Origin of the sequence: Blautia sp. MSK.18.38 (assembly GCF_024460535.1) — a bacterium.
GTDB classification, from domain to species: Bacteria; Bacillota; Clostridia; order Lachnospirales; family Lachnospiraceae; genus Blautia_A; species Blautia_A fusiformis.
In genome coordinates this window covers 26,620-40,954 of record NZ_JANFYP010000021.1, presented here as the reverse complement: position 1 = coordinate 40,954, position 14,335 = coordinate 26,620, and the positions used below count along the sequence as shown (strand labels likewise).

At 45.1% G+C, this 14,335-nt stretch carries 10 protein-coding genes and 1 pseudogene; 1 reads left to right on the top strand and 10 read right to left on the bottom strand.

Features of this window, described 5'->3' with window-relative positions; translation table 11 throughout:
- Position 1 precedes the first annotated feature (1 nt).
- From NE638_RS13070 to NE638_RS13035, 8 genes are all read right to left on the bottom strand, one after another.
- Complete coding sequence (locus tag NE638_RS13070) at positions 2-6,331, bottom strand: SpaA isopeptide-forming pilin-related protein (RefSeq protein WP_244094846.1); 6,330 nt, start codon at positions 6,329-6,331, stop codon at positions 2-4.
- 85 nt (positions 6,332-6,416) lie between these two features.
- On the bottom strand, positions 6,417-7,367 hold the full coding sequence (locus NE638_RS13065) for an amidoligase family protein (RefSeq protein ID WP_071849528.1): 951 nt from the start codon (positions 7,365-7,367) through the stop codon (positions 6,417-6,419).
- Between the two features lie 5 nt (positions 7,368-7,372).
- Positions 7,373-8,674, bottom strand: coding sequence for a DNA (cytosine-5-)-methyltransferase (gene dcm / locus NE638_RS13060; RefSeq protein ID WP_243257341.1), 1,302 nt, complete (start codon positions 8,672-8,674; stop codon positions 7,373-7,375).
- Between the two features lie 75 nt (positions 8,675-8,749).
- Positions 8,750-9,322, bottom strand: coding sequence for a hypothetical protein (locus NE638_RS13055; RefSeq protein WP_147632518.1), 573 nt, complete (start codon positions 9,320-9,322; stop codon positions 8,750-8,752).
- A 218-nt stretch (positions 9,323-9,540) separates the two neighbouring features.
- Positions 9,541-9,834, bottom strand: a complete 294-nt coding sequence (locus NE638_RS13050; RefSeq protein ID WP_006428275.1) for a hypothetical protein — start codon at positions 9,832-9,834, stop codon at positions 9,541-9,543.
- Positions 9,822-10,730: a ParM/StbA family protein gene (locus NE638_RS13045; protein WP_161208660.1), complete on the bottom strand. Its 909-nt coding sequence runs from the start codon at positions 10,728-10,730 to the stop codon at positions 9,822-9,824. The genes NE638_RS13050 and NE638_RS13045 overlap by 13 nt, the downstream gene beginning before the upstream one ends.
- Before the next feature lie 165 nt (positions 10,731-10,895).
- Positions 10,896-12,017, bottom strand: a complete 1,122-nt coding sequence (locus NE638_RS13040; protein WP_055147696.1) for a DUF4062 domain-containing protein — start codon at positions 12,015-12,017, stop codon at positions 10,896-10,898.
- 132 nt (positions 12,018-12,149) lie between these two features.
- Complete coding sequence (locus NE638_RS13035) at positions 12,150-12,494, bottom strand: hypothetical protein (protein WP_055147693.1); 345 nt, start codon at positions 12,492-12,494, stop codon at positions 12,150-12,152.
- 131 nt (positions 12,495-12,625) lie between these two features.
- On the opposite strand from NE638_RS13035, the gene NE638_RS13030 reads away from it, so the two are divergent.
- The gene (locus NE638_RS13030; RefSeq protein WP_019162211.1) at positions 12,626-12,877 is read left to right on the top strand and encodes a helix-turn-helix domain-containing protein; all 252 of its coding nucleotides are present in this window, start codon (positions 12,626-12,628) and stop codon (positions 12,875-12,877) included.
- Between the two features lie 51 nt (positions 12,878-12,928).
- Here the strand turns inward: NE638_RS13030 and NE638_RS13025 are convergent, their stop codons facing one another.
- Together NE638_RS13025 and NE638_RS13020 are read right to left on the bottom strand one after the other, a co-directional pair.
- Entirely contained in the window at positions 12,929-13,537 is a 609-nt protein-coding gene (locus tag NE638_RS13025) for a DUF6664 family protein (RefSeq protein WP_025577054.1), read from the bottom strand.
- A gap of 296 nt (positions 13,538-13,833) precedes the next feature.
- Positions 13,834-14,331: pseudogene (locus NE638_RS13020) on the bottom strand (carboxymuconolactone decarboxylase family protein); the annotation flags it as partial.
- Positions 14,332-14,335: the final 4 nt, after the last annotated feature.

Sequence of the window (14,335 nt, the reverse complement as noted above, 5' to 3'; positions counted from 1 at the left end):
CCTATCTGCCCCCTTTTTTCTTCTTTCTTCTGGATGCCACACCCATACCAATCAAACCGCCTGCAGAAAAAATCAGGCACAGGGCCGGAATCCAGAGGTTGGTGTCATCGCCTGTTTTCGGGTTGCTTACAGACGGGGTATCCTCCGGCAGCTTCTCGTTCGTCACTTTCTGGATGACTTCGATCACTGGAGTTTTGTCATCTACATAGGTAAATGTCACCTCATGTTTGGTCTCATCCAACTGGTATCCTTCCGGTGCTTTTGTCTCAACCAGATAATAAGGGGCTGCCTTATCAAATTTGCCGTCCTTATAAGTTCCGATTGCAAGCAATCCGCTGGTTGCATGGCCGTTTTCATCGGTGGTCAGTGTTTCTACCACTTTGTCATCAGCATCCCTCAGTTCAAATTCCGCTCCTTTCAGTGCAGCTCCGGTATCCTTATCTGTTTTCTCAACGATCAGACGTCCCTTTGCGGTATCGTCTTTCATGGCTACCTTCTGGATCTCTGCGGTGTCTGCCACCTCGAAGGTGATCTCTTCCGCTGCGATATAACCGTTTGGAGCCTGCTCTTCTTTCAGGGTGTATTTACCGATTGGAAGTTTTTCGATATAGTGCGGCTCTTTACCGGAAGTCCAGGTTTCTACGATGTTGCCATTTTCATCTGTAATGGTCAGTTTGGCTCCTTCGATCTCATTATCTCCGGTAATATCTGTTTTGCTGATCTCCACTTTGGTCACGTCATCTTCCATCACCTGTTTCTGGATCTCTGCGGTATTTTCCACAGTGAATGTGATGCTTTCCGCAGTGGCATATCCATCGGCCGGCTTGGTCTCTTTCAGGGTGTAAGATTTTCCTACGACCAGTTCTTTGATGATGTGAGACTCCTCAGTGGATGTCCATTCCTCAACAACAGCCCCATTTTCATCAGTCAGCTGTAATCTGGCTCCCGGCAGTTCCTCGCCCGTGGTCAGATCGGTTTTGGAAAGCTCCACGGTGGTCGGCTCATCTTCAAATACAAACTCATAAACCGCTTCTGCTTCTTTATCTCCCTGGTACTCAAAAACAAATTCCTGCTCTTCTCCGGTGGTAACAAATCCATCCGGTGCATACAACTCCTTCACATAATAGGTTCCGTCTATCGGCAGATCCGCAATAAAGGAAATCTTTCCGTCTGCATCGGTTGTTTTTAACTCAATCAGGGTATCCGCTTCCATCAACACCTTTCCAGATGCGGACAGGATGTCGTTTCTGGTGTACAGTCCAAAGATGCCGCCTTTTAATACACGATCAGTATCCTTTTCTTTCTTCAGAACGTTCACTTTTACTTTCTGACGGTTGTTCTGCCAGTCCTCATCGTATACGACAACCGGGGTATCCTGATCACGGTAAGAAAGATCTACATATCGTGGTTCTTCATCCAGCACATAACCATATGCTGTCCCTACCTCTTTGATATAGTATTTTCCAACCGGAAGATCAGATACTTTTGCAATACCGTTTGCGTCCGTTGTCACGGTTGCTACCAGCTCATCTTTGGAATAGTAATCCGGGCTTACGCCATCGGCTGCTTTAATATCCTCTGCAGCGTAAATCTCAAAAGTAACGTCTGTCAGGCTTCCCGTGATGTACTCAAACAGATGCTCTACAACGCCTTTGACATTGTCCAGCAGGGTGATCTTATCGAGGAATTCGCCTTTCTTGTTTACAATCAGTAGGGCTTTCGGCACATCGTCCTTCATTTCCACTTTCTGTACTTTTGCGGTATCCTGAACGGTGAATTCCACATCTGTGGTCTTTAAATAACCAAGCGGTGCAAGGGATTCACGGAGGATATAAGTTTTTCCAACAGTCAGATATTTGATCACATGAGGCTCATCCTTTACGGAAGTCCAGCTGTCGATCACATTTCCATCCTTGTCCAGAACAGAAAGGGATGCCCCGTTCAGCTCTACGCCTGTGGTCAGATCGGATTTGGTCATCTCGATGGTGGTCGGCTGGTTCTTCTTCACAGATTTCAGCTTGATGGTCGGAATGTCCTGCCCCTGATAGGTGGCATCAAATTCCAGTACCTCATCAGAGGATACAAAACCGTCCGGTGCGGAAATCTCTTTTACATAATAAGTTCCAAGCGGCAGGTCCAGGGTAAAGTGTGCCTGTCCTTTTTCATCGCTTGTGATCTCCTGTAATAAGGTATCTGCTTTCACGATGACCTTGTTGCCTGATTTGATTTCCTTCTTATTGTAAAGTCCAAATACAGCTCCGGCTACCACGCTTCCGGTTTCTGCGTCCTGTTTTTCCACGGTGATGCTTACTTTCTGGCGTTCATTTTTAAATGTCACTTCTTCGTCTACGACCGGGGTATCCTGTCCGGCATAGGTAAAGGTTACCTCTTCCCCTTTGGCATTCCAGGTGTAGCCTTCCGGTGCTTTTTTCTCTTCTACCCGGTATGTTCCGAGCGGAAGATTCTCGATTACGGCACTTCCGGTTTCATCAGTTGTCACCGTTGCCACCAGTGTGTCTTTGGCATATTCCAGATAACGGTTGCCGTTCTCATCTTTCTGATGGTCTGCGGTATAGATATCTTCTGCGGCATAAACCTCAAACACGGCTCCTGCAAGGCTGGCTTCCTCATAGGTGAAATCCTTGTCAAAACCTTTGACTACTTCTCCTTCCTTGTGGATGGTCAGTCTGCCTTTTGCCGGGTGGTTCTCGAATTCCACCTCGATGATCAGGTCACCGCTGACCGGATCTTCCTGGTATGCGGTATCGCTGTCTACCTTGATTTCCACGGTATTGGCACTGTGGGTGTATCCATCCGGTGCAGTCACTTCTTCGATGCGGTAATTTCCACAAGCCAGATTCTGTGGCAGGATCAGGTATCCATTCTCATCCGTAAAATAAGATTTATGTACCGTAGTAGATGGGTAGGTGGTCACCTGTTCCACATATTTCTTGTTATCCAGATTGTATACTTTAAACTCGGTATTCGGAACCAGGACAGATTTCTTTGTCTCGTCATCTTTTTTGACGATCTTTAATTTTGCTTCAAACTCTTCGTCCAGAAGCACACGCCATACCTGCGGCTGATCCGGATTGTTTTCCGAGATCACAACCTTAAAGTCATCGACTGGTTTGAAGTTGTGCGGTGTGGTGGTCTCCCTTACAATGTAGGTTCCGTATGCAAGCGGAATGGAGCATGCATATCCACGCTCATCCGTGAACATTTCTGTCTGTCCGTCTGCGGTCAGCACGACCGGAGTAGCAGATGCAAAGTCATAGGAACCGTCCTTATTTTTCTTCAGGCTGCTCTCCAGATATGCACTGAATCCCACACCTTTTAACAGATCGGCATCGGTCTTACCATTGTTGGCTGCTTTAATGACCTGGAACGGCTGTTTGATCACATCTTCCAGAGAAGTTGCGGTACGTTCTACCGTCTGAACCAGATCTCCCTCGTCATTACACTCCAGATCATGTTCTTCCGTGTCTGTCAGATATCCGACAGGCGGAGTCAGTTCTTTCACGTAATACTTTCCGAGATAGAGGTCTGCGACTTCTGCATTTCCCTCTGTATCCGTAGTCAGGGTTGCAATCTGTGTTCCTGCCGGGTAAAGAACACCTGTCTGTCCATCTGGATGTACGATATCTTCACGGGCATACAATCCGTAAACAGCACCCTCAAGTGTTGCATCTCCCTGTGCGGTCTTTCCGGTTTCGGAATCCTCTTTTACCAGTTTGATCTTCGCATTGATCCGCTCATTCTGGAACGTATGGTTGAAAGAAACCGTTGCCTCTTTGTCTGTTGTGTACTGGAAGGTAAAGGAGTACACATCCTCGCCGTTTCTCACATATCCAGCTGGTGCACCCAGCTCTTTCATGTAGTAGCTGTTGGCGATTGGCAGGTCTGCCTGATATACGGCTTTTCCGTCTGTTCCGGTCACTGCTTTCTCAATGAGAGTATCTTTCTTGACCACAATGGTTCCGTCCGCTGCTTTGATGTCATTTCCGGCATACAGACCATAAGTGCCGCCCGGAAGATATTTCCTGGTTTCTTTATCCTGTTTGTATACACTCACGCTTGCTTTCTGGCGGTCATTTTTGAATGTCACGCTTCCCATGACCTTTTCCACATTACTTCCGGCATAGGAAAGGGTGATCTCCTGGCTTTCACCAGTGCATACCAGATTTTGTGGTGCCTGCATTTCTTTTACCACATATTTCCCCAGATATAACTTATCCAGTGTGGCACTTCCGTCATCCCCGGTGGTGAGTCCGGCTTTAACCAGTGCATCTTTTTTGTAGATGATTGTTCCGTCTGCGGATACAATTTCCTCTGCAGCATAAACGTTGTAAACCGCGCCTTTTTGTTTCTGCTCTGTATAAACAAAGGAAACACCATCATCGGTCACCTTTGCTCCGGTCAGGACTTCGCCTAATTTGTAAACGGTCAGGCTTGCCATCTGCTCTGCATCGGTAACGGTCTGTTTTACGGTATCCCCGATGACCAGTTTCACATCGTAGGCTTTGGTATCCAGCAGATATCCGTTTGGTACGGAGATCTCTTTCAGGTATACGGTATCCTGTGTTTTGGTGATCGTAACGCTGGAAGCTCCGTTGGCATCTGTGGCCGGCATCTTTGTGATCAGGTTCTTTCCATCCTTGTCACTATAAACGCCATAAACTGCACCTGCGATGGCTTTGTTGCTCTTACGGTCTTTCTTTACGATCTCCAGAGTTGCCTGTTTTACCCATGATACTTTAAAATCTACATATTTCTCATCGGTCACACCCTCGCCAAATACCAGGGCAAGGTCCTGTGTCTCGCTTCCGGTTGTGATCTTATAAGCGGAATAATCTTTGATGATGCTTCCCTTCATGGTGACAGACCATTCCCCTTTGACATTCACTGCCTGTGTCAGCGGTGCAGATAAGTAGAATTTGGTACCGCCGCAGATCTCCACGGATGCACCTGCACTGCTTGTTTTTCCCGTTGTCACATTATGCAGTTTGACACCGGACGGCAGCTTCATGGTGATGGTCTGCAGTTCGGATGCCTTGAAGGTGATCTCTTCTGTTCTCTGGCTGTTGCCGCTGATATATGCGGTAACATTTGCATTGGAGAAACTCATGTCCACTTCCGGTATCTCCGGCTGGCTCATGCAATAATTGTAGAGTTCCATTGCCAGAGCCTGTCCGGTTGCATTCGTACCGGAAAAAGCGTCACTACTGTTATTGGCATAAGACGCAGCCAGATGGACAATGATAAACTGTTTTCCAGCGGAAAAATCAGGATGTTTCTCTGAGAAAAATCCATTTTCGCCGGATGCTTTTGTGCCGTAGTAGCATACTTTTGCCAGTGCTTTGCTGTCACCCAGTTTGGTGATCTTATAGACACCATCCCCAGGTCCTGCCTTGGACGGCTGCACACAGTAGGCAGTTGCAGACACGTTTCCAAATTTTACGGTATATTTATAAGTTACATAGGAACCCAGACCGTAGTCTGCATAATAGTATGCAGCCCCTCTTGTCACATCTACGTCCTGTGTTGCTCTTGTACTGGTATTGACTGCGGTGAATGAAACGGTTTCCCCATCTTCCATTGCCATCAGGTCAATATCCTGTTCCCCTGCCTGCTCCAGAACATCGCTGAGTGTCAGCCCGGATTCTTCATCGGTTGTATTTTCCGTTTCGGATTTTTCTAATGCAGCATCAAACTCGGATTCGGAAAGTCCGTCCTGAAATTCGGGTTCTGTTTCTTCCGGTTCTTCTGTTTCAGATTCAGCTGTCTCCGGCTCAACAATTTCTGTCTCTACAGGCACTGTCTCAGTTTCTTCCTGCGAGGCAGCTTCCTCATCATCAGAACCTGTATCCTCTTCGGTAACTGCCTGTTCTGTCTGCGGTTCACTCTGAGCTGCTGTCACAGGCTCTTTTACGATCAGGTTTCTCCCAATCTGATAAACCGGCTGGTTCTGGTTGACTGGCTCCACATAATAAACGGCATGGTAAGTGTCTGCATGGCTGGTGCTGAAGTTCTCCCCGGCGTCATTCTCTGCTTTCTGGAATGTCACTTTGACTTTGCTTTCGTCCTTGATTTCCAAATTTGTAAAATCCGTGGAAACATCAAAGTCCTGTCCGACTTCCAGCTCCAGATCGGTGGCTTTTACCACTTCATTTTCATCCAGCTGATCCTTTACGGATTCATACGCTGGCGGTTCCGCCGCTTTCGGCTCTTCCGAAGCATACACCGTCAGCGGTGAAATGACCGTGGATAAGATGGTGACTGCCGCCATCACCCCTGAAAGGATTCGCCTGAATCGATATTTACTCTTCATGTTTTCTACCTCTTTCTTCTTTTTCTTCATTTTGCATAAGAACAGCCGGATGTTTCCACCCGGCCTGTCTGTTCTCATTATTCTGTTATCTCGCATCATCTGTCCGTCTTGGATTCTGCAGACAGGCATAGGTACTTTTGTCATACCGCCATGCCTTATCCCCGTCCAGATTGGCAAGCAGATGCTTCCGCACATTTTTGTATTCGTCCCCGATCAATCCGAGGCGGAGCAGAAAGGTGCGGAACGTAAATGCCGGGTTATCCCCGATCTCCGTCTTTTTTGCATGGGTACAAGATTGGTTGATCGCCTGTGCGGATATGGCAAGTGCCAGTGTGATATTCGACCGGACTTTTCCTGCATGGAGGGTGCTTTCAAAACAACGCCATTCCAGTGTTCCCTTGGAAAAAACAGCATGTAGGTTTAAGGCATAATACCTTGTCCAGTTGTAATGCTCGGAGCTTCCGTCATTTCCCTCATACCATGCCCTTTTGAATTTTTCCATCGTGATGGTGCTGTTTGGCATCCGGCGGATCTTCTCCAATACCATAGGACGGACTTTCTGGCAATACTCATCTTCCCTTCTCGTCTGTACATTTAAGGCTTTGAACAGAATATCCTCTTTGCAGTACATGATCGTCAGTGCATTTTTCAGACTCCTTGGTGTATGATTGGATGCGTCCACATGGACATGCATGCCACAGGATGAATTGACAAAAGCACCTGCGTTTTTGACACACCGCACCACTTCCTGGAGTTTCCCCATTTCCGAATATTCCAATTTCGGGGATACCATTTCTGTCGAATAATCTCCATCGGCATCTATTACAGTACCATTTGCCAGCCTTTCACAGTCGATACTGCTGTCTCTTGAAAATTTCCACGTTTTTCCATCTGAATCTTTTACACACCATGAATCGTAAGAACGGATATGATATGGCTCTGTTCCGAACATTCTTCCAATCGCAACAGCCGCATCATAGCGGCTGATACCTGTCATCTCAATCTCTGTACCAAAATACTGGTCTTTTAGGTCGATCTGCTTCACCCACCCTTCGCTTCTGGAACAGGTGAGCCGCTTTGGATCTCTTCATCTACTGCTTTCAAATTTCTGCCTATTGCTTCAATGACATTGACAGTGACACCATTACCGGCCTGCTTGTAAAGCTGGTTATCCGATGTTTCTTTTTCCATCTTGGAAATCTGACCATCCCGATATCCCTGCAGCCGCAGACACTCCCTTGGCGTCAGCCTGCGGATTCTGCCGTGGTAAATCACTCCATGACGGTCAGTTGCCGTAATGGTGAACATTGGCTCTTCCGGTTCTTTCATCCTTCTTCCATTCTGGCGGACTTTTTCCTTGGCCGGTGTCAGCACTGCCCTTGGCGCTTCTTCCACCAGCACCCCGGAACTTTCGCCTCTGTGGTTATGGATGCTGGAATCCTGTCTGGTATTCAGACATCTTGCAACGTCTGTCACCAGCGGCGGAGGGGAGATATCTACAAAATGCAGTGTTCCCTGCTGGTTTCCGGTCGTCAGGGTATGGGCGATCTCATGCCCGACTCTCCCCCTGCGACTGTTGATTCCCGGATATCCGAGATCGATGCTGTCCCCCTCGTAGGCCATCTTGTATCCTTTTCGGGTGTTTTCCTTGATTGGGATACCGACTTCGTATAATCCGGTCTTGCCGCCCATACCACCAGCCCCGCTGGTCAGCGTGCAGCTCAGTCCTTCTTCTGCGTAGACTCTTTCTCCCTGTTTGCCAGCATGGACTTGTATAAGAGCTGTTCCATTTGCTTTTGGGAAAGGTAATATTTTTCCGGCACATCTTCCATCAAGATATCCGACAATATACACCCGCTTCCTTGACTGGGGGACTCCGAAATCCTTGCTGTTAAGCACTTTCCATTCGACATGATACCCCAGTTCAGATAGCGTACTGAGGATGGTGTGAAACGTCCGCCCTTTGTCATGCGAAAGCAGACCGGGTACGTTTTCAAGGAGAAAATACGCAGGTCGTTTGTCTGCAACCAGTCTGGCAACTTCAAAGAAAAGGGTTCCTCTTGCATCGGCAAATCCTTCCCTTCGTCCAGCGATTGAGAATGCCTGGCAAGGAAATCCCGCACATAAAAGATCAAAGTCCGGCATTCGTTCTGTTTCAATATTTCTTGCGTCATTGCAGAACCACTCTCCTTCCGTATCAAACAGCACCCGGTAGTTGTGGTCTGCATATGCATCTGCTTCACAGTGTCCGACACAGGTGAAGCCCCCTGCCCTGTGCAGCCCTTCTCGGAATCCTCCGATTCCACTGAACAGGTCAAAAAATCGAATTGTTCCGGCTATCAGCCTCCCTTCGCTGCGAAAAAAACAGTGCAGATTTCTCTGCACCGTTTCCGTCTCTTGGTTTCTGTTTTGTAATGTCTATTCTTCTGATTCCGCTTCCTCTGGCTCAGATTCTTCTGCTTCTTCGGTTTCCAGTTCTGTTGGCTCTGCTTCCGCTGGCTCTTCGTTTTCTGGCTCTGTCGGCTCTTCATCTGCTTCAGCTTCGTCCGGTTCTGTCATTTCTCCGTCTGTTTCAGCTTCCAGTGCTTCTGTCTCAGGCTCTTCTGCTTCAGGTTCTACTGACTCTTCATCCGGTTCTGATTTCGCAGTCTCAGGCTCTTCCATTTCTGTTTCTTCGGCTTCCTCTGACTCTGCTTTCCATTTGGCTTCTTCTTTTTCGATTGCATCTTCGATAAGCCCGATTAAGAAGTCTTTCTGTTTCATGCCATTCCTGGCGAGGACTGCTTTCAGTCTGGAAAATAAATCCTCGGTTACCTGTACTGCTACTGTTCTTAAATCTGCCATGTTCGTCTTTTCTCCTTTTCTTGTCATGTGTTCTTCGATTACCATTTCAAGGTATTTTGGTATGCTGATTCCTAACTCTTCGACTTCCAGTTTTAGCTTTTCATGCAGCTCTACCGGGATTTTTCCGCATATGTTTTTCATCTCCATTGTGTTCGTTCTCCTTTCTTTTTTCTACATACAACATACCCTAAAACCTGACAGAAAGCTATTCACAATACCCAACGAATATGAGGCTCTCAAAAGCTCCCAAAGGATGCAGATCCAATAACATTCAATAGGCATCACCCCTTTCAAAAATCCGTGATTTATACTAATTTGACTGCTTGAAATTTGGCTATTTTATCACCAGGAAAGACTTGACTTTTTCAGAATGCATCCTCAAGCCCGGAGAGAAAATCCAGCATCTGGGACGGGATTTCTTCCTTTTTTGAAACACTCTCCCCGGAGCCAGAAATGGAAACACCTGCCAGTTCTTCCCGGATTGCCTGCCGGATGCTTTTCTCCAGCTGGTTGTTTTCCTGATCTTTTAAGATCACCTGAACCAGATAGCTGCTCTTCTGTCCATCTGGAACACTTTGCAGGATCTCCCATGCCTTTTTGTGATCTGGGTTATCAAGGTTCAGGCGGAACGAGAAAACGGGTCTCTTTACTTCGCGCACATCTGCCCCACAATCCGCTCATAGCCGGAAGCATTGGCGTGTACGTCTGTCAGGTAAATCTGCCGACACAGCCCGTCCTGCGGTGTCACGTGCCGTTTCAGAATGCTGGCTCCGCCGCCCATGATCACGGACGGAATTGCCTTCAGATCGAACCCGGCTTCCATAATTGCAGACAGTATTTTCTCCGTGTAGAGCCTTCCCTGCCGGACAATGATTTCTTTTGCGGCCGGGTCCATGCTGCAGCTCTGGCCGTTCAGAACACGTTCGATCTGAATATCCGTTACAGACAGTCCGGTATTTCTGCGTACCTGCTCGGTGATCTCATCCACACACCGGATCACACCAAGTTCCAGGCTGCGGCAGGTAGCGGCATTTGGAACACTGTTGTCCAGCCGCATCAGGTCTACGGTCCAGCCACCGATATCTGCGAGAAGAACAGAAGGCTCGTCCCGAACACATTCCGGGTGGAGAGCCAGGGCTGAGTATCCCTGTGGGAACAGTTTTACATCCTGAATCCGGATCTCATAGCTCTCATCCTCGTACCGGAAACGCAGAGGCTGCTCTTTCCGAAACAGATATTCCCGGAAGCCTTTTTTCTCCCTGCCAAAACTTGCCAGTGGAAGACCGGCTGCCAGAACTACATCTGTTTTCCGCTCTCCCCGGCGATAGCGGATTTCCTGGGCAATGGCTGCCATTGTCAAAAGATAATAATTGTCATTGGAAGTCTTACTTCTCACCAGCGTCTGCCGCCCGGTTCCACACACATAAAATTTCCCATTGTACTGCAGGACATTCTGCATGGTATACGGCTCGTAATCGTATCCGGTCAGTCCGGTCGGGAAGCACACATGGGGCGTTTTGATGGCATAATATCCATGATCAATTCCTATAATGATAAGTCACCACATCCTTTCTAATTTTCTTTGTTTTTTTCCAGCAGGTGGTCTTTTGATCTGGGAAAAGAACAAAGGGCAGAACCCCGAAGAGCTCTGCCCGTAATAAAAAATACAGTCATGCATATTTACAAATAAATACACATAACTGTATTAGTTTAATCAGTATTAATCTTCAAACTCTTTTAACTCGTCAAGCGGTTCTTTTGAAGTATCTATTGCCATATTGTTTTTTAACCAATCAGCTTTGCTATAACCTGTTCCGGTCAATTCAAATATTTCACCTTTATACCCTACAGCTTTAACCCAGCCCCATTCTATAAGTCTGTCTAAAGCCTCTTCCCATCTCGCAGATTCTCTTTTTGAATTATCGGCCATAAACTGCTTACCTGATGTAAAAATCTGAGTAGGCGAATCAAGTGTCCGTATCTTTAGTATTTGCCCATCACCGTCAGCCGCATACACTAATAAAAAAGCCGAGTCCACTGGAATGTTCCCAACATCATCTAGTCCTACAACTGATTTATTTTCTTCTGGATTTCCAATAATCAACGTATTATCTTCAACCTGGAACAATTTTTTGATATCTTCACTTGTTGCGGTAGGAATTTCTTTCAAGGTTAACTGGTTATTCTCTAGATCAGTGAGTCTACTATAGAATTGAGAAAACATCTCTTTCATATCATCTAGCATCTTCTGTTGATGTTCTCCAAGTTCAGTATTTGCTTTATTTCGTCCTTCTGCCTCTTCATTAATTATATCCACTATATCTCGATATCGAACCCATCCAGCGTTATCATCAACATAGTTAACGGCGTTCCTAAATGTCGGTGATGCCACATACTTTAAACTGTTTAAATCTGTGAAAAAATCAACTGTATTTTTATCATTTTTGACTTTTTCTCTAAACTCATCCAGCCTCTTCATTTTATCATACTTATCATTTCCAGTATCTTTTTCACTTTCAGAAATAGCTGAAGGTTGTTTAATCAATACAAGTACTGGTAATCCTTTAGTTTTTGCATAATTGTACTCTTTCTCCGTGTAACTTATACCAGTTTCTTCATCGATTGAGCCATACCTAGCACCAATAACAAGAAGATAAAAATCACACTCATCAATCATTTTTGTTATAACATTCCATTGACTTGTAGGTGCAGCATGGAATTGCTCCATACCTACCGGAATAAAATTATTCTCTAGTGCCACACCTACCAATGCCTGTCTTTCCTTTTTAAGATCTTCATAGGTAGAACTTATAAAAATAGAAAACTTTCGTCTATTCTTCATATCAGTATTCTCCTCGTGTACTTATCTCTTATCACTTCACAGTGATAGCAAGTTCCCGCAAAATCAAACTTCATAAACTCTACCAACAATGATACCACAAAAATGAATTAAGGTATATTTTTATTTGCATTTTTAAGATAATTCCAGAATCCATTCCCTGTTTTCTTTTGGTGCGTTTTTATAAAAATCCCGAATCCACAGCTCATGGAGTTTAATTTCCGACTCTGTATTTCCTATGTTTCCGACACATCCACCTGTTTCATGAAGTGCTTCCAGACAATCCCACTCTTTTTTGAACTCTCCTGCAAATTCCATCCACACTTTTATATGGTATTCCTTAAAACCAAAATGGTAAATCAAGTAGGTCAACCTGTCAAAATCAGCTAACGGCATTTTTTCTTTTTTCAGCAATAACCTTTTATCATGCTCGCTGCATAGATATAAAAATGCAAGCTGTTCTATCTTTGCCTGCTCCATATATTTCTCCCTTCTCTTCTACTTTGTCTCACTTTTACAACCGATTCTACCTTGTCCAATCGTTAAAATCAATACAGATGGTGCAAAAAGTGAGACAAGCCATCCTTTTACCAGAGAGGAAGAGATTTAAAATGCCAAAGCCAAGGACACAGTCTGGTGAGAAGAATCTGATCAGCCAACGGTTGATTGAGCTTCGCAGGACTCACAATATGTCTCAGCGTGATCTTGCCTATAAACTCCAGTTAGCTGGTTACGATATGGATAAAAATGTAATCACCAGAATCGAAACAAACAAGCGTTATGTCACTGATCTTGAATTAAAAGCCATTGCTGAAATCTTTCAGGTTTCATACATATTTCTCATTGATGGCAAAGACGAATAGAAGTGACAAATGGGGAAGTTCAATCGTGCTTCCCCATTTTATCCGTCCTTATTACAGATTCAGTAGTTCTAAGATTTTCTGCATACCGGCCTGATATAAAGATTCCGCATATAATATCCATCTTTCACTGACTTCAGTAACATATGCGTCTATCGTTTTTCGCTTTTCTTTTGCTAATCCCATTGTCTGAACCTGTTCTTCATATTTTGATATTTTTTCCAGCATTCCCTGGTACGCTATATTTTCTTTCAGCTGTTCTTCGACCTCATCAATCCAGGTATCCAGCAGCAATTCCAGCAGTTTCTGTGTGTCACCGTCATCCTTTCCCAGTATTGCTTTTTTTATTTTCCCCAGCATAGCTCCATAAGAAATCATTTGAGCCTGTCCCATATAAAAATGGTACTCTTCTTCTATCATTTCCTTTTCGCTCTCCAGTTGGAAATATCGATGTACTGCCTTATGCTCTTCTTCCGTTAGGCTGATTGACTGATTCGTCTCCATAAATGTTTCTATCACTGGATACTTCTCTGTAAGTTCCAGTATTTTCTTTTGCAGTCTCTGGTATTCCGCATCATGCTTTTTCAGATAGGTGCATACCTGTTCTCCTATCCGTATCCCCAGGCACTGCTCATTCCAGATAATATCTGGCTGTGTTGTCATATCGGTGTCTCCCTTCTGTGTAGTTTTCCTGTTCCAAGCACAAGACTATACCACACTTCTGGAAGAAAGCTATTCATCAAACCTACTGAAATCTCCTGGCAGATCCTGTGCAACCTATCCCTTTTCCCACAAAAAAACTGGTATGAAAGACTCCTTGTTCTCTCATACCAGCTATCTATTTCTTATTTAACTGAATACACATTCTTTTCTATTCTCTGTGTATCCTGTACTTATTTATGGCAAAAATCAGACTACAGACACGCTATACACTCTTATGCTACATAATCCAGTTTACTGCAACCAGGTTCAAAAGTCACATTGAAAATTCCAACCTGTGACGTAGACACAGGAGCCAAAAAACTTTTCCCTGTAAAATATTGTGCAAATTTATCATTTGGCTCTCCAATCGGGAATATCATCTTTTTAGCATGAGCTCTCATTGCTTCATCTTCATATGAAAGATCACCTTCGTCTATACTCCAGACATCTTTTGCAAGATTGAATGCCGCCCATCCTTTTGGCCACCCTGCATAAAATGCTATATGGGTAATCACGGCTGCAATTTCTTTCTGAGTCACTCCATGAGCTTTTGCATTTTCAAAATGATGTACTAAAGATGTATTAATCATTCCTGAAGCGATAAGTGCTGTGACTGTTATAATACATCTTGTCTTTACATCAATATCCTGATTATTCCAGTTTTCTCCAAACAAAACATCATCATTAAAATGTGCAAACTGTGGTGCAAATTCATTCAGTGCGTTTCTTCTTGCTGTCTGTACAATTTTTTTCACTTTA

Bases quoted from the DNA above. Each gene is read 5' to 3' on its own strand.
- NE638_RS13070 (WP_244094846.1), bottom strand. From the start codon at position 6,331: ATGAAGAGTAAATATCGATTCAGGCGAATCCTTTCAGGGGTGATGGCG.
- NE638_RS13040 (WP_055147696.1), bottom strand. From the start codon at position 12,017: ATGAAGAATAGACGAAAGTTTTCTATTTTTATAAGTTCTACCTATGAA.
- NE638_RS13030 (WP_019162211.1), top strand. From the start codon at position 12,626: ATGCCAAAGCCAAGGACACAGTCTGGTGAGAAGAATCTGATCAGCCAA.
- NE638_RS13035 (WP_055147693.1), bottom strand. From the start codon at position 12,494: ATGGAGCAGGCAAAGATAGAACAGCTTGCATTTTTATATCTATGCAGC.
- NE638_RS13055 (WP_147632518.1), bottom strand. From the start codon at position 9,322: ATGGAGATGAAAAACATATGCGGAAAAATCCCGGTAGAGCTGCATGAA.
- NE638_RS13025 (WP_025577054.1), bottom strand. From the start codon at position 13,537: ATGACAACACAGCCAGATATTATCTGGAATGAGCAGTGCCTGGGGATA.